Origin of the sequence: Emticicia sp. BO119 (genome assembly GCF_013912375.1) — a bacterium.
GTDB lineage: Bacteria > Bacteroidota > Bacteroidia > Cytophagales > Spirosomataceae > Emticicia.
The window spans coordinates 184907-202039 of the sequence record NZ_JACETV010000001.1; the positions used below are offsets into that span (position 1 = coordinate 184907).

Genomic DNA, 17133 nt, shown 5'->3' on the forward strand with positions numbered 1-17133 from the left:
CTATCTGATTTTCTGTGGGTCAACCACAGCATATTTAATCGATTTTTTGTCTTTTTCTAAATGATACGAATAGGTCATGTGTAAAAGTCCATCTTTAGTCTGAATCAGAGATGGATACGAAAACCCACCTTTCTTCGGGTCATGGTCTTCCAACCTGATTTTCCATTTCCATGTTTTACCCTCATCGTCTGACAAATACAAACTTAACTGGTATCGGCCATCGTAAATATCATTGCCTAAGAATGCCCATCGGCCATCATTCATCACCAATAGCTCTACACTGGCTGTATTAGGAATATCCATTTTAACAGAGGCTGACCAGCTTTCACCCTTATCAGTCGATTCGCTATAATGAACCCGTGGAGGACTATCACCACTGTCACGCATATAAGCTACCAGATTTCCGTTTTTCTTTTGTACTACCGTAGGTTGTATGGGTCCTCGGCCTACCAAAGGTAGACCTGGCCGCCAGGTTGTACCATTATCCTCAGAAATAGCCATCATTGATAGATTAAAGCCATCTGAATATAAAGGGAGGACAATACGGCCGTTGGGCATCAATAATGGTTTAATTCTCGTCATCCATCCAATACTGCGTTTGGTGGCATCATTACTGGCATTAATAATCATTTCATCATATTCTGGGGCATAACCTGCCCAGCCATGATGAGTGTCGGGCAGGCTTCTGAGCTTTGTAGAAACTTCTTTGGCAAAAGCATCACCCGGTTTTAATAAAATATTGTCCTGCCAGTTCCAGATTGGTGCACCACTTTGCGTATAATCAACCGATGTTTTAAAGCGCAGAATTGACTGCTCCCATTTATTGGCTTGCACGGCAATCCAGACTAAAAAGAGTTTATTTTCCTGATTAAGAAACAGAACAGGGTTACAGTCGGGAATATTGGGTGTATCAGCCATCAGGAACGGTTCACTCCATACTTTTTCTCCTTTCTTTAATCTTGCCCCCATGATTCTTACATCGTCGGCAGTACGTTCACCACTTCCCTGAAACCAGACCGTAAGAAAATCTCCATTTGGTAAATTAACAATACTGCTCCCATGCACGTGCTTTTCCTGTGTCGGGAAAATCAGTGTGGAATTGATAATGGCAGGGCTTTGTGCCCATAGTTGCTGAGCTGTAAGGAATATAAATAGAATAAATGAGATTGGTTTTTTCATTAAAATTTATGGAAAAAATTATTTCACATTCTTACGTCTCTCCATCAATTCACGGAAAGTAGTCAGAATAATACCTTCAGAGTCAATATAGGCCTTTAATTCAGGGTTAGTCATTGCCAGCATATCGGCAAGTCTTGAGCCTCCTGATGCACTGATGTGTTTAAATTCATCGGTTATATCACTACTATGCACAATCATCATGGCTACGCCAGGCTGCATATTTTTAAGGGTTTCAATAAATTTCTGTGCTTTGTATTTACCCCATTCATAAGGCGCAACTTCACCTTCAGGTTTCCAGTCACCACTAATAGTATGCAGGTCATCTAATACTGGCAAGCCTGCCTTCCAGATCATTTCACCAACCGATTTGGTTTGTTTAAGCATCGGTGGTACAGGTAGCTGCATACCTTCTTTCCATTGACCTTTAGCTTTCAGACTTTTGATTAGTGGCGCATTCTGGCATTCAATCAACAATTTATTATTACCCCCCGGAAACATTACCGGAATCCCATATTCAACACCTACTTTGATGTACCTTTCTAAAAAAGCCTGACTGGCAAAGAGCGTACCCATATGGGAATCAAGATGTGTAGGTTTCAGACCGATTTTCAAAGCTCTTTCTACCTGGGCTCTGATTTCTTTTTCTACTTCATCGGCAGAGGCATGTTTTATCACCTGTTCTACTGTGTGCCACATACAGGCTTCTTCATCTACCAGACCGGGTGCTTGCTGAAAGCCGGCTACCGGAGCCCAGCGATAATCTTTCCATTCTGAGGTAAGTGTGAGATGAAGCCCCGCATCTAAATTAGGGTTACTTTTCTGAATATAATTTTTAATAAAACTGGGCGCCCAGCCACAAGGCATCATAATACTACATGAAGTAGCTACTCCTTTTTCGATTGATTTAATAGCTCCCTGATTGGATGAGTAAGACATACCGCAATCATCAACATGAAATATAACTACTTTCTTGCCTTTCGGAAAACCTAACTTCTCGGCGTAGGTTTGCTGCCCTTGGGCAACTATGCCCGATGCAAACAGAAAACAGCATAATAATTGTAAGCTAAACTTTAACATAATTATAAGGTTTGTTTATTGAATCATATGTAAATACCTTCCCATCCAGTAGGGCAATAGCCAGAAAACCGGCTCTCTTTCAACCTGCGGGTCTCCTCCTTTCGCATCCCAAGGGTTTTTATCCCACCGAACGGTTTTCCTGATGCTGGCAGGAGGAAGTTTTGATACCTGCAATTCATCTAAGACGATACTGTGTACAAGTTGTATATCTTCCCGTTTGGTATGGTCTATATGCCAGTCTACCAGATCAAGAGGGGTATCTTTTAGAAAATCGACAGAGTTGGCAACTTCGGTTTGTTTATTACGTGAATAACAATAGATAAAATTAATGAGTGGATTATGGTCGGCTTTACGTCTTTCAAACCACTCGTCCATATGTTTTTTGTAGAAAGCCAAACGTTCAGGGTCTGTTTCGCTTTTCAGCAGAATAGGGTAGAGGTAAGCCTGTAGAATGGTATCGAAATATATAAACCAGGCCCTGTTCTGGTTGGGTACTTCTGCCATATTCTCCAGATAATGCGCTTCATTAATTAACTTCAGGTAGTACTGCTGATATTTTTCATCTTGAGTGATGTAATGAGCAAATTTCAGAAAAGCCAGCATTTCCATTGAGTTCTGTGCTTTGTCTGGGGCCCATTCAGGGTCGCGGTTCAACTGATCAGGCGACCACACCGACCAACGGGTTGGCTTGCCATCAATATCGATAAAATTGAAATTATGTTTAATTAAGTAGTCAACGATTCGAGCTACGTGCCTTCTGATAATAACCTTTTCGGCCTCATCGGCTACGAGCTCATAATAAAAGAAATAGCCAAACATATGCCCGCACATTTCGTCACTGCTGGTATCGCCTTTCCAGAGCCATTTACCGTCTTTTGATTTTCGCCAGCGCACTTCTACAGGTTTGAAACGGGGTTCTTTCACAAGTTCCTCTGCTAACTGATGTGGGGTAAAAGTACGGTTGCCATCATGTACAGAACTCCATAATGAGGGGACAATCGTGCGGGCAAAAAAACCTTCTGTATCGGTTACTTCCTGTAAAAGTTTCAAGAAACCAAATGCCTTACGTGCATTTTCTCTGGCTTCCTGGTTTCTGGTAGCAGCATATCTGAATGCTTCCATTGCAAGATAATTGCCAGTATATTCACCGTCATTGTCATCATCTTCCGGTTGCCATGAGGTAGTATCACCTGGTATCTGTAAATGGCATTGACCTGCAATCCAGGGATCACGGATATGTCTTTTCATCAGCACGTCCATAAAGAAATCATTTTTTTGTGCCAGCGTCATTTGCTTTCTTTTAATAGCACTCACACCTTTCTCTGTAGCCACCCAGGCATTACCACTGGCATCAAATGCTATATCGTTTACATGGTCGTCTAATAGCCATCTCCGGCTGAAAAGCATAGAGTAGGTACTATCAAATTTATCACTATATGGTTTGTAGCGTATCAATCCTTGTTCAGTTCCAACCCACATTGTGCCGTCCGGTGCATTGTCCACACAAGTCACAAAAACGGTAGGCAAGCCTTGGCGTGGTGTGATTTCTCTGACTTTCGTTTCATGCTGAATGATACTAACTCCGCCTAAACCGCCAGCCCATAGGTGCTCATTGCTGTCTAAAGCTATACCCTTTATATAGCCGCTGATTACCTCTTCTTTATTGCGGTAATACCTGGTTTCTCTGGCAGACGTATGGTAGAGACCCACATCGCTTGCAATCCATAGCCCTCCCTGATTATCTGAAATAACATCTCTGATAGAACGAGGCAATTGATAACCTTTTTTACTCGATTGAGGTGTTTTAAATACTTTACCATCAAATAACCAGATGCCATTTGGCCCTAAAGCATATACCCCTTCTTTAGCAATACAGATAGCCGAAATGGGAGCTTTCACACCTGAGATTTTTTCTAACTGTGCATTTTTGTACCGATAGATGCCATTCCATGTGCCAATCCATACATTTGATTCAGCATCGGTTTCTACCCAATACGCCGGGCCTTTGTCTTCTTCAGACTGGATAACTGTCCATCTGTTTTCATCCGGCTTTTTCATAAAGATTCCCGAAGCTGTAGCTATCCATACATTCTGTGCTTTATCAATAGATATATTTCTTACCTCATTTTCTTCGGCAATAGTACTTACCGGATACGCTTCATGGTACTCTTGCCAGAATGGTTCGTCTTTGTAGCTTGTTTCGGTATTTTGTTTCTCTGATGATTTACACGCATACATAAAAAAAGCCATTCCTATACTTATAATAAAGTAAAGGATAGTTTTTTTACAAAGATTATTCAGAGAAATTTGTATCATATTCTTAATTGCAAGCTTATAAAATTAATGTTTAACTACCGCGTAACCCAGCATTATTGAATATAAAATCACCATATTATTCATTCATCAATCGTTATTCACTCAATGAATAAGGCAAAGCCGATTTCCCTACACCCCAGGCTTTATTTGGCGTTGCTCCCATTTCAAAAACCAATTCTCCTCCTGCCATAATCTCCGATTGGTCAATATAACAACGATTGAATGGCTTGCCATTTATAGTGGCCGATTGAATATATATATTTTTAGGGTTGTTATTTCTGGCAATAATACGGAACGTCTGATTGTCTTTTACTTTGATTTCTACTTCTTCAAACAGAGGACTACCGATGGCATACTGGCTACTGCCCGGTGTAACGGGATAGATACCCATGCTACTCAATACAAACCATGATGATAACGAACCCATATCTTCATTACCACAAAGTCCACCGGCACCAGTACGATAAAACTTCTGTATAATTTGGCGGGTACGCATCTGGGTTTTCCAGGGGGCAGAAGCATAGTTATATAGATAGGCGACATGGTGTGAGGGTTGGTTGCCATGCACATATTGCCCGATAGTACCTACCACGCCTACATACTTGGGTTCACTAATAGAGGCGTCCATTTCAAAAAAAGTATCCAATCGTTTATGGAAGGCTTCTTCTCCACCTAAAAGATTTACCAGACCTTGGGCATCATGCTGAACCGACCACAGGTATTGCCAGGCGTTTGATTCTGTATAGTGACGCATAGGGCGACGACCCACTAAAAGAGGATCGAAATATTGATAATAGCGATGATTGCCCACAAAAACAGTATCTTGTTCATGATTTCCTTTTTCAGGTAGCCATGTACCGTTTTTCAGACGTGGACGCATGAACATAGCGGTTGAATCAAAAACATTTCTGTAGTTCCGGGCTCGTTTGTAAAATAGGGCGGCATCGTCTTTTTTGCCTAACGCCTCCGCCAGGCGGGCAATACACCAGTCATTATAAGCTAATTCTAAAGTATTGGGTACAGACTCAGTAACAACATCGCAGGGTGCATAGCCTAAGTTCAGATAGTCTGTCAAGCCCGAACGTCCTGCTGACGCAGGCAAGGGAGCTGTTGGAAGCTCTGAAGCTTTGCGTTTCATGGCATTGTATAAGCCCTCAATATCCCAGTCTCTGTATCCTTTTATATAAGCATCAACAATCACAGGCACAAGATGGTCTCCAACCATACCTTGTCCGAAAACATTCCTGAAGTGCTGAGCGGGTAACCATCCATATTCTGTAGTTTTAGCTGAAATAGATTTAACAAGGTCGTTGACATGATTCGGGGCGATAATCGTCAGCAAAGGGTGTTGGCTTCGGTAAGTATCCCAACAAGAAAAGTTTGGAGTAAAATTGTATCCTTTGGCTGTATGCACTTTGTTATCCATACCCATATATTGCCCATCAGTATCCTGCCCTATGTATTGTGCCAGAAGGCTTCTGTAAACCGCCGTATAAAAAATCTGCTTTTGTGCTTCGTTATCAGTAGTAATCTGAACTCTTTTTAATTCTTCGTTCCATGCCTTGCGTGCATTGTCTTTTACTTTATCAAAATCCCAGCCTGGCAATTCTTCCTGTAAGTTCTTTTTCGCTCCCTCAATACTTACAAAAGAAATCGCTACTTTAACTAATATCTGTTCATCTTCTTTGGTGGCATAACTGACAAAAGCACCTACATTCAATCCTTTCTCTTCATCTTTATAAGGCCAGAAACCCTCTGCCGACTCAGGGGTCTTATATTCCGAGTCCCAGGTTCCATAATAGTCAAATGGCTTACTGAATTTAGCCACAAAATAAACCATTGTTCCGTTAGCATCTTTATAGCCTTCAATAGTCGAATCTCCTGCAATTTTAAGCATTGAGTAGCCACTCTTTTCATTGTTGCCAATTTCATGCCCTAAGTCTAAAAGAATATTGGAGCGTCGGGCTTTCGGAAAGGTGTAACGGTGCATACCAACACGCCTCGTGGTTGTAAGCTCGGCTTTGATATGGTCATCTTTCAGCAACACGCTATAATACCCGGGCGTGGCACTTTCGTCAGCCTTGTCATATCTTGAACGATAACCGGAGTCCGGATTTTCTTTAGAACCAGGATTTGTCTGTATTTTATCAGCTACAGTTGGCATAAGCAGAATATCTCCACCGGAAGTCATACCAACCCCACTGAAATGCGTATGACTGAACCCCATAATAGAGCTATCGGCATAACTATAGCCACTGCTATATGTCCAGCCTTTTGTATCGTGGTCGGGGCTAAGCTGTATCATTCCAAATGGTACAACGGCTCCCGGGAACGTATGCCCGAAATAATCCGTGCCTATAAAAGGGTCTACGTAGTCTACGGTTTCTTTATCATTATCACAGATGCAGGATTGAATTAATAGTGTAATAGCAATTAAAATAATTGATAACCACAGGTGGTATGTTTTTTTTAGGCTTGAATATGTATATAGGCTGGTGTTCATACAAAGCAACAATGCTAAGGTTGATTAATATAGAATAATTACTTCAATCCAGCGATTCAAGACTATTGGCTGAACAAAAAAAAACAATATTTTCGGCTTTTTTTGAGTTTGTAAGAGGTGATTAAATGGTGGGTGATTTAATTTGAATTGCTTTTTATTTAATTCTTAAAGATCCTTTTACTATTGATTCTTTTCTAATTTGAAATTTTAGCTATGATTATTAAATTGATTCATCAAACCCTTTTGAGTCTTGCTGTGGTAGTTTTAGGTTCTACATTGGTATGCGGCAAAAACTTTGAGAATTTTTTCAGGCAGGATACTTCTTACACCCGATATCTGAATCTGAAATATGGGCCAGCCGAAGGAAATGGCAATCTGCTTGACCTTTATTTGCCCAGGAATAATACCACTGATACAAAGTTGATAGTTTATGTACACGGGGGTTCGTGGAAGTGGGGGAGTAAGAACGATTTTCCTGAAATACTGATTAGCACACTTACAGCAAAAGGCTATGGTGTGGCCACTATTAATTATCGTTTGCTCAGAGAGGGAAACAACCGCTTCCCTGCCCAAATTGAAGACATAAAAAATGCCATCGCTTTCCTGACGGCCAAAGCTAATGCTTATGGCTATAATGGAAAAGAATTTGCTTTATTGGGTGTTAGCGCCGGGGCACATTTATCTTTATTATATACTTATAAACATGATGCCCAGAAACAGGTAAGAACTGTCATAGATATAGTGGGCCCTACTGATCTGACAGATAAGGTTTTTAGAGATAATCCTTCGGCCAGTGCTATTATCAATCAGTTTCTGGGTAATGCTAATCCACAGGCGGCCATCGCGATTGAGGCCAGTCCGATTTATCATCTGAAAAAGGAAACAGGTGTACCCACCATCATCTTTCATGGGGAAAGTGATGAATTGGTAAATGTGAATCAATCAAAGGAGTTGTATAAAAAATTGCAATTATTGGGCATTCAATCACAATTGGAATTATACCCGGGTGAAACACATGAAATGCGGAAAAGCCTGTTTAGTATTTATACCAGATTAGGCGTTTGGTTGCAGAAAGTTTATCCTGCTAAATAGATTAAATTCCTCGGTGTAACTCCATGCAAAACTCCGAGTACCTCCGTGATTAAAAATTTTATTTACCACCGAGTAACACAGAGTTTCTCAGGGGTCTTTGTTTATTTCTTCTCCTCCAGTCTATTATACTTTTTCATAACACCCTTCAGCCTATCATGCGGAATACTGAAATATTTATTGCCATTGATACCCTCCATATCTTCAGCAGCTACCAGGGCATTGATGATGGCTTCTTCTGTGGCTTCGACTGTTGCTTTAAAAGCAGGGTCAAGTTCCCACTTGGGTAGTGCTTTCCAGGTCTCGGTTTTATCCTTATTATATATAGGCGAGGCTGTAGAAAAAGCCAGGAAAATTTCACCTGAACCATTATGCGAGAAAGTACCTGTGCGGGCAATACCATGCGTCACTCTTTTGGCTATCAGTTTCAATTGATTGGGCAAGAGTGGTGCATCAGTTCCGACAATAGCTATGATAGACCCATCCTTCCGTTTCTCCCGATTGACAATGGGCTGTAGATCCTGAATTTCTTTACCTACAGGTACACCAGCAATTGTAAGTTCATCTCTACGGCCAAAGTTAGCCTGTACAAATACGCCCAAAGTATATTCCACAGAATCAATTTTAAATACTCTTGAGGCTGTTCCGCTACCACCTTTAAAACTATAGAGCGCCATACCAGTACCACCACCTACATTGCCTTCGTCTATTTTTCCACCCTTGGCTTTGTCTAAGGCTTCAAATACGTGTTCTTTTTTTATATGAAGACCATTGATGTCGTTCAATACACCATCCCAGGTTTCGCCAACGGTTGGAAGTCCGAAAGAGAAGTCGACGAAATCCCCTGTTGAGAACTTTTTGAAACTCCATTCACCGATGGCATCTTTCACAATTCCCACGCTATTGGTATTGGTAATGCCAATGGCACCATACCCTGTGCCGAAATCATCAATATAAGGTAGGCCAGTCAGTTCACCATCGCCATTGAGCGAAAACCAGGCAGCCGGATAACTCGCATCCGTTTTGCCTTTGGGTAGTATCACAGTTACTCCGGTTCTTACGGGGCCTTTGCCTACCTTTAATTCTCCCGAGCCGCTGATTAATGTTTTGTAGCCTACCTCAACTCCAGATACATCGGTAATGGCATTATTGGTGCCAGTTGTTCCATCAAATGGTATGCCTAAATCTCTGGCCCGGGGTTTCTGAGCCAGTAGTTGTAAAGAGAGTATAGAGATTAATAAAGGAGGTAAAAACAGTTTTTTCATAGTTCGTTGAGAGACAGTTTTTTAGATTCTGTATTAAAGATAAAGGAAATGTTTTTAGCCCGGAAAAAAAGTGAAAACCCAGGTCAGGAAGACTTTAATTTTATTAAACTATTATTAAAATACCCTCCAGTTTTAGCTAAAAGTTAATTATTAAAGGCTGTGCGTATTTTGAGGATTATTTTACGTAATATGCGAATATGGTCTATGAAAATCCTTGTATATTTATATCATAATTATTCAGCCTTAGTTTATTAAAGCCAGAAACGGAGTTTCAACTACCAATTTTAACGTGTCTCTTTATAAATAATCATTGTGTTTTATAGCCTTTTAGAAGTTTCGCATTTAATGCAATGAAAAAATTATGGTTGAATTGATTTAGTATTATAGTAGGAATATTTTGTACTTATTTACGTTAACCCGAACACTCTTTTTATCAATATAATTTTAACACCTATCCTTAATTCAGCTTACTCATGGAAGCACTCGACCACATAATTATGAAAGTCGCCAAGGGAGACAGTTCGGCTTTTACTAAATTATACAACCACTACAAAGAACCGGGTATCCGATTTTCAATGGCTATTGTGAAAGATGAGGAGGAAGCGGAGAATATGCTGCATGAAGTTTTTATTAAAATCTGGAACCGCAGAGAACAGATTAACCCTGAACTGAACTTCAACTCTTACATCTTTACATGTTTGCGTAATCTGGCTTTCGATTACCTGAAAAAAATGGAAAGAAATCAGACGCTTCAGCATCAGTATCTACAAATGATGGAAGACGACCACCATAGCAATTCAGATGCCGAGGAGGCAAAAATAGTTTTGCTACGCAATGCCATGAATAGCCTTCCGGCAAAACGTAAGATGATATTAAAGCTAAATGTAGAAGATGGTAAATCTTATCAGGAAATTGCTGAAATGATGCGAATCTCCAAAAATACCGTTAAAAATCAGCTGGTTAAGGCAAAACAATACCTGCGCGGCAGTGTAGATATGGCTTTAGCTCTCTGAAAATCTTCCTTAATTTAAATTTTATATAATCATTATATAAACCCAGTAGTACATTTTACCACTTAAAGAGTAATTCAGTAAAATTCAAAGAAAAACTTGAGTTACAATTCAATCTTCACTTTAAAAACACATATTATGAAGTTAAACTTTACTCTCCGAAGCATGCTTAGGGGGCTGGTTTTTTTCGGAATCCTGTTAGGAGCTGCTCCTACGGTTTGGGCACAAACCCGGACTATAACAGGTAAAGTAACCTCCAAAGAGGATGGTGCAGCCATGCCCGGCGTAAACATTTTATTGAAAGGTACTCAAAAAGGAACAAGTACCAATGCTACCGGTAATTACTCGCTCGAGGTAAGTGGCAGCAATCCGGTTTTGGTTTTTTCTTTTGTGGGCTATGAAGCAACCGAAGTTCCGGTTGGCAACAGAAGCACTATTGATTTGGCAATGGATTTAAGTGCAGAAAGCCTGAAAGAAGTAGTAGTAACAGCCTTGGGTATCAAACGTGAAGAAAAATCATTAGGGTACTCAGTCGGCAAGGTAGATGGCAAAGACCTGAGCCGTATCTCAAATGAAAACGTATTGAATGCCATGTCTGGTAAAGTTGCCGGTGTGGCTATTAATTCAACAGGGTCAACGGGTTCGTCAGTAAGTATGGTTATCCGTGGTGCTAAATCATTGAGTAACGATAACCAGCCATTGTTTGTAATAGACGGTGTACCGATTATTAATACGTTAAACAACATTAGCCAGATTGGTGGTGATAACCGTGTTGACTATGGGAATGCTATTTCAGATTTAAACCCTGAAAACGTTGAAAGTATCTCTATTCTGAAAGGGCCAAGTGCGGCTGCCCTGTATGGTTCAAGAGCCGGTAACGGGGTAGTAATCATCACGACCAAAAATGGTTCGAAATCAAAGAAAATGACTGTAAACCTGACCACCAATACAGTTTTTGATAATCCCTACCGTTTTCTGGATATGCACTCAAAATTTGCTACAGGTATCCTTCCGTTCACTCCTGACAACAACCCGTATCCGGGTGGTACGCTGATTATTGATGAAGGTTCAGCAGGTGGCGTAGGCCCTGAATTGGATAAAGGCTATAAAGCGATTCAATGGAACAGCCCTAAAGATGCCAGTGGCAAACAGATCCCGACAGAATTGATTTCTCACCCTAACAACGTCAGAGATTTTGTTCAGACAGGTATCACTACTACCAATGGTCTCTCTATTGCAAACAGCAATGATTTTGTAAACTACCGTGTGGCTTACTCAAACATGACCAACCGTGGTATTATTCCTGGTTCTGATTTGTTTAAAAACTCATTGGCTGTTGCTACTTCATTGAAGCTAAGCAATAAGTTAAGAGTAAGTACAAATATTGATTTAAGCCGCAACAACTCTAATAACCGCCCGGCTGGTGAAAGAGGTGCTAACCCATTACAATGGGCTTACGCAGTATCACCACATATCGATATCAATGAATTAAGAAACTACTGGGTTCCGGGTCAGGAAGGTCTCCAACAATTATCGCAATCAGCCAAAAACTACAACAACCCGTGGTTCCTGGCTTATGAAGTTAGAAACGCTTTTGAAAGAAATCGTTTGTTTGGTAATATCAAAGCCGACTATCAGATTACACCAGAGCTAAGTCTGATGGGTAGATACTCTGTAGATACTTATGGTGAAAAACGTGAAACCAAGGTGGGTAACAGTTATACGGCAGAACCTCGGGGTGCTTATGGGATCATCAACCTGAAACGCTTTGAAAGCAATGCGGATGTATTGGCTACTTATAACAAAAATCTGAAAGATTTCTCTGTTTCTGTATCTGCAGGAGCTAATGCGCGTAACACACAATATAGTGATGTAACCAATAGAAGCCGCAACGGTACAGGGTTGATTATTCCGGGTTTATTTACATTACAGAATATTGCACCTGCTAACCTTGAGTATATCAGTACACTTTCAAGAAAAGTGGTTTATAGTGCCTATGGAATGGCAAACTTAGGGTATAAAGACATGGTATTCTTAGACCTCACAGCCAGAAACGACTGGTCAAGTACTTTGCCAGCGGCCAATCGTTCTTACTTCTACCCTTCAGCTTCATTAAGCGTGCTCGTAAACGAAATGTTTGCTACTTCATCGCCGAACCTTAATATGCTGAAACTAAGAGCAGGTGTAGCACAGGTAGGTAATGATACCAACCCTTATGCGTTAATCAACACCTTGGCGAATAACGAAGCATGGGGAGGACTAACCCGTTTGTCAAAATCAGGTACGATTCTATTACCGGATTTGAAACCTGAAATTTCTACTTCTTATGAAGTTGGGGCTGATTTAACAATGTTCAAAAATAAATTGAGAGTTTCTGGTACTTACTACATGGTTGAAAACAGAAACCAGATTATCCCAACCAAATTACCTCCATCAACCGGATTTACTTCTAAAAACATCAACGCCGGATTGTTGGTAAGCAAAGGAACAGAAATTACAGTGGGTGGTACACCATTTGAGAAAAACGGCTGGAGACTTGATCTGACCGCTAACTTCTACAGAAACAGAACAGTTATCAAAGAGTTGAGCCCGGGTCTTGATTTCTATACATTATGGACCGATGCAAAAGGTGGTGCCTGGACTTACGTCGGCGAAACCATAGGCGATATTTATGATGCAGAATTAGTAACAGTTAAAGACCCTAATTCACCTTACTATGGCTATCCGATATTGGATGAAAATGGTTCTTGGCAGGCAGTTAGTGCCAGCAACACACGTAATAAAATCGGCAACTTCAACCCTGATTTTATCTTGGGCTTCCAGGCTTCTTTAACGTATAAGAATTTCAGCCTGAATGCTACATTCGACTGGAGACAAGGCGGTGATTTCGTTTCTCAGACCTATCGTTATGGTGAGTCCGATCTGAAATCGCAACGCTTCCTCGATAACCTGATTAACCCGAATGGTTTAACAGGAGACGCACTTCGCAACTATCTGATCGACAACGATTTGGTAAGAGTAACCGGAAATAAATTCAATATTGTGGGTGGTCCTACTGCTGCATATGGTGGCTATCCTTTCGAATACGGCGGCAATACATATATGTATGGTGTGTTTAATCCGGGTGTAATTGCTCAGTATAACGAAAACGGACAAATCATCGGTTATACAGAAAACTTAGGCGGTGCTGGCACCAAAATTATCCCTTACGGCGATAACTATCCTTGGGATTTCACAAGAGCTGCTTTGTTTGATGCATCATATATCAAGCTAAGAGAGATTTCATTAGGCTATGAAATACCAGGTTCTTTCGTAAAAAGATTAGGTATGCAAAGTGCCAACTTCTCGGTATATAGCCGTAACATCATGGTTTGGACAGCCGCAAAAATCGGTATCGACCCAGAAATGGCTTTCCAGCCACAGGCAGGTACTCAGGCAGGTACTCAGTTCAAACAAGGTATCGAAAGATATAACGTTACTCCTTGGGTGATTCCTGTTGGATTTAAACTTGGTTTAACATTCTAAAAATCTTAAACATTGAAATCAATGAAAAGGAATTATAAAAAAATTATCGCATTAGTCTTTCTGTTTACGGGACTTTTCTCTTGTAAAGACCTGACGGAAGTGAATAATAACCCGAACGGGATACAGCCTGAACTCGTGAATCCTAACCTCGTATTGCCAACAGTATTGACAGAAGCGGCAAAAGCCTACGTAAATCTTGGCTATCAGGATATAGCAGGTGTAGTACAACATACACAGAAAGATGCGTGGTCGTCTGGTCATAATGATTATGACTGGGGCGGCAACCAGAGTTGGAGTAGTTACTACGATATTCTGCGTAACAATCAATTGGTGTACGACAGAGCCGTAGCCCTGAACCTGGAGTTTCATCAGGGGGTATCTTTGGTTATGAAATCGTTCATGTTCGGTCTTATTACAGACCTTTGGGGAGATGCACCCTATACAACCGCTTTAAAAGGTGAGTTAGGCAAAACTGAAGATATTCTTCCTGCGTTTGATAGCCAGGAGGTTATCTATACAGGTATCCTGGCCGATCTTGAAAAAGCAAATACCCTCTTGTCGAAATCAAAAGCTGAATACTCAAGTATTGTTGATAACGTGGATGTATATTTTGGTGGCGATCCGGCAAAATGGAGAAAAATGGCCAACTCCTTAGCATTACGCTATTATATGCGTATTTCAGCCAAAAAAGCTGATGTTGCTAAAGCTGGTATCGAGAAAATTGTAGCTAATGCCGCACAATACCCGATCATGACAGTTAACTCTGAAGATGCTACGATGAGTTTCCCTGGCACAAGCGATGGAACTTCATGGCCTGCCAATGCCGTATATGACGCAAGCGGTAGCAACTATCGTCGTATTAAAATGGCAGGGACTTTTGTAGAGGCTTTGCAAGCATTAAAAGACCCACGCTTACCAATATGGGCAAATAAAGTAGAGATTCCTTTGGTAGTTGATGCCTCGCTTCCTGCAGGTACAGACAAAATTGAAGGGGGTAAAAGATATTTATCACCAGATAAAGTGGGTAACACTGTAGTTGATACCGACCCTGAGTATGTAGGTATTCCTACCAGTTTCTCAGCTTTACCGTCGGCATATAACCTGAACCCAACGCCTGGCCAGACATCTTTCAATCCTCATGTTTCGTTTCTGAACGATATTTACAAAGCAGCAACAGGCTCATTGTTAAAAGCACGTTTAATTTCGGCCGCGGAAGTAAACTTTATTTTAGCCGAAGCAGCTTTGAAGGGTTGGGCAGCGGGCGATGCAAAAACGCGTTACGAAGCAGGGGTAAAGGCGTCGTTGAATACCTGGACGGTTGGCAGCAAAGCCGATGCCTATTTAGCTACACCAGGTGTTGCGTATGAAGGTACATTAAAACAGGTAATAGAGCAAAAATGGATAGCAAGCTGGACAGCCGCAACAGAGGCATGGTTTGATTTCAGAAGAACAGGCTTGCCTGCACTAAAAGCCGGACCAGCAGCAAAACGTCAGGCGCTGCCGGTTAGATTCTATTACATGCAGGACGAATTGAATATTAATAAAGCAAATACAAACGCTGCCTTAGACAAACTTGAAGTAACGAATTTCTCTCAGGCTGACGGAAAGAACAGTGCTTGGTCGAAACCTTGGGTAATTCAAGGAACCGGAAAACCTTGGTAAAAAGTAGTAGATTGTTTTGAAGAAAAGATTAGGGGCGGTGCATAGTAGCCGCCTCTAATTTATTTAGAGACACAAATCCCTGAATTATGAATTTTATCAGAAAAAAAATATACAAGATTCTTTGTTTTTTTATTTGTAGTAGTAGTTTCCACACAGCTTTTTCTCAATCAGATAGTCATTCACATCCGCACGATCATGCTGTGTCGTTGCACATGGACGTAAAAGTTCTGTTTCCAACAGCTTCACCAGACCGTATCATACTAAATCTGACAGCAACGCCCGAAACCTCCATAGGCGTGAACTGGCGTACAGATACCACTATTACCAAAGGAGAAATACAGGTAGCAATAGCCACAGATGGCACCCAGTTTCTGAAAAATGTGCGTACCATTTATGCAGCCTCAGAATACCTGAAAGTTAAGTATCAGGAAGAACCAGAGGTAAAAGCCTGGTATCATTCTGGTGTAATAGAAAATTTAGAGCCGGGTGGCTTATATGTATATAGGGTAGGTTATGACAAACACTGGAGCGAATGGTTTCAGTTTCGTATGCCTTCAAAAGACCTTAATCGTCCGATTTCATTACTGTATTTCGGCGACGCACAAAACGATGTGAAATCGCTATGGTCAAGAGTTATCAGAGAGGCCTACAAAACCATGCCTGAAGTAACGTTTATGCTTCATGCCGGAGACCTCATTAATCGTAACGACCACGATGTAGAGTGGGGTGAATGGTTCCATGCAGGTTCTTACATTCATGCTACTATTCCAAGTGTTATGACACCGGGCAATCATGAATATGGCAAAGGCAAATTGTCACCTCAGTGGAGACCACAGTTTACATTACCGACTAACGGCCCGAAAGGATTGGAAGAAACCTGTTATGAAGTAAACTATTCTGATTTAAAAGTGATTTCGCTGAACGCCGAAGAAATTGATGAGTCAGAACATTATGCTTCAGCACAAGCCAGATGGTTAGATTCGGTATTGACTCATAATCCTCGTAAATGGACCGCTATTACACTTCATTATCCATTTTATTCAACCAAGCCCAACCGCGATAATATAGAACTGCGTAAGCGATTCAAGCCCATCATTGATAAACATAAAGTTGATATTGTACTACAAGGACACGACCACGCCTATGGCCGTGGAATCGTAAGCAATACTGTAAACGTTCAGGGAAACAAAAATCAATCATCAGGTACAGTATATGTGGTTTCAGTATCAGGGCCAAAGATGTATGATATTTCTGATGACCCCTGGATGAGCCGCAAAGCAAGTAATACACAGTTATTTCAGTTGCTGACGGTAAAGGGAAATGTTTTATCGTATAAGGCTTTTACGGCTACCGGAGAATTGTATGATGCCTTTGAACTACAGAAACAGGCGGGCAAGGCGAATCTTCTGGTGAACAAAATTCCTAAGACACCTGAGAAGAATTGATTTTGTTTGGATTTATTTAGGAAAATCATAAAGTCCAAATCCAATAGGTTTTGGCCAGATAA

General features: G+C 41.0%; 10 protein-coding genes. 5 read left to right on the plus strand and 5 right to left on the minus strand.

The features are described from left to right. The 4 genes from H1R81_RS00810 to H1R81_RS00825 all read right to left on the minus strand — a co-directional run bounded on the left by H1R81_RS00810 (nt 1) and on the right by H1R81_RS00825 (nt 7075). A complete protein-coding gene (locus tag H1R81_RS00810) occupies nt 1-1179 on the minus strand; it encodes an exo-alpha-sialidase (RefSeq protein WP_181838770.1) in 1179 nt (392 codons plus the stop codon). 18 nt (nt 1180-1197) lie between these two features. Next, nucleotides 1198-2256 carry a polysaccharide deacetylase family protein gene (locus H1R81_RS00815; protein ID WP_181838771.1) on the minus strand — a complete coding sequence of 353 codons (1059 nt, stop codon included), beginning with the start codon at nt 2254-2256 and terminating at the stop codon, nt 1198-1200. 15 nt (nt 2257-2271) lie between these two features. Continuing rightward, nucleotides 2272-4572 (minus strand): regulator, encoded by a 2301-nt coding sequence (locus H1R81_RS00820; protein WP_229251033.1) that lies wholly within the window; start codon nt 4570-4572, stop codon nt 2272-2274. 94 nt (nt 4573-4666) lie between these two features. Beyond that, complete coding sequence (locus H1R81_RS00825) at nt 4667-7075, minus strand: GH92 family glycosyl hydrolase (protein WP_181838772.1); 2409 nt, start codon at nt 7073-7075, stop codon at nt 4667-4669. 213 nt (nt 7076-7288) lie between these two features. Between H1R81_RS00825 and H1R81_RS00830 the strand changes: the two genes are divergently transcribed. Then, the gene (locus H1R81_RS00830) at nt 7289-8167 is read left to right on the plus strand and encodes an alpha/beta hydrolase (protein ID WP_181838773.1); all 879 of its coding nucleotides are present in this window, start codon (nt 7289-7291) and stop codon (nt 8165-8167) included. Between the two features lie 101 nt (nt 8168-8268). On the opposite strand, the gene H1R81_RS00835 is transcribed toward H1R81_RS00830, so the two are convergent. Beyond that, nucleotides 8269-9429, minus strand: coding sequence for a P1 family peptidase (locus H1R81_RS00835; protein ID WP_181838774.1), 1161 nt, complete (start codon nt 9427-9429; stop codon nt 8269-8271). Nucleotides 9430-9902: 473 nt separating this feature from the next. Between H1R81_RS00835 and H1R81_RS00840 the strand changes: the two genes are divergently transcribed. The 4 genes from H1R81_RS00840 to H1R81_RS00855 all read left to right on the plus strand — a co-directional run bounded on the left by H1R81_RS00840 (nt 9903) and on the right by H1R81_RS00855 (nt 17071). Continuing rightward, on the plus strand, nt 9903-10442 hold the full coding sequence (locus H1R81_RS00840) for an RNA polymerase sigma factor (protein WP_181838775.1): 540 nt from the start codon (nt 9903-9905) through the stop codon (nt 10440-10442). Nucleotides 10443-10577: 135 nt separating this feature from the next. After that, nucleotides 10578-13964, plus strand: a complete 3387-nt coding sequence (locus H1R81_RS00845; RefSeq protein ID WP_181838776.1) for a SusC/RagA family TonB-linked outer membrane protein — start codon at nt 10578-10580, stop codon at nt 13962-13964. Nucleotides 13965-13985: 21 nt separating this feature from the next. After that, entirely contained in the window at nt 13986-15626 is a 1641-nt protein-coding gene (locus H1R81_RS00850; protein WP_181838777.1) for a SusD/RagB family nutrient-binding outer membrane lipoprotein, read from the plus strand. A gap of 86 nt (nt 15627-15712) precedes the next feature. Continuing rightward, nucleotides 15713-17071: a metallophosphoesterase family protein gene (locus H1R81_RS00855; protein WP_181838778.1), complete on the plus strand. Its 1359-nt coding sequence runs from the start codon at nt 15713-15715 to the stop codon at nt 17069-17071. Nucleotides 17072-17133 lie beyond the last annotated feature (62 nt).

What these genes read in the sequence shown, in the direction of transcription:
- H1R81_RS00830 (WP_181838773.1), top strand. Translation starts at nt 7,289, where the DNA reads ATGATTATTAAATTGATTCATCAAACCCTTTTGAGTCTTGCTGTGGTA.
- H1R81_RS00845 (WP_181838776.1), top strand. Translation starts at nt 10,578, where the DNA reads ATGAAGTTAAACTTTACTCTCCGAAGCATGCTTAGGGGGCTGGTTTTT.
- H1R81_RS00815 (WP_181838771.1), bottom strand. Translation starts at nt 2,256, where the DNA reads ATGTTAAAGTTTAGCTTACAATTATTATGCTGTTTTCTGTTTGCATCG.
- H1R81_RS00810 (WP_181838770.1), bottom strand. Translation starts at nt 1,179, where the DNA reads ATGAAAAAACCAATCTCATTTATTCTATTTATATTCCTTACAGCTCAG.
- H1R81_RS00855 (WP_181838778.1), top strand. Translation starts at nt 15,713, where the DNA reads ATGAATTTTATCAGAAAAAAAATATACAAGATTCTTTGTTTTTTTATT.
- H1R81_RS00850 (WP_181838777.1), top strand. Translation starts at nt 13,986, where the DNA reads ATGAAAAGGAATTATAAAAAAATTATCGCATTAGTCTTTCTGTTTACG.
- H1R81_RS00825 (WP_181838772.1), bottom strand. Translation starts at nt 7,075, where the DNA reads ATGAACACCAGCCTATATACATATTCAAGCCTAAAAAAAACATACCAC.
- H1R81_RS00840 (WP_181838775.1), top strand. Translation starts at nt 9,903, where the DNA reads ATGGAAGCACTCGACCACATAATTATGAAAGTCGCCAAGGGAGACAGT.
- H1R81_RS00820 (WP_229251033.1), bottom strand. Translation starts at nt 4,572, where the DNA reads ATGATACAAATTTCTCTGAATAATCTTTGTAAAAAAACTATCCTTTAC.
- H1R81_RS00835 (WP_181838774.1), bottom strand. Translation starts at nt 9,429, where the DNA reads ATGAAAAAACTGTTTTTACCTCCTTTATTAATCTCTATACTCTCTTTA.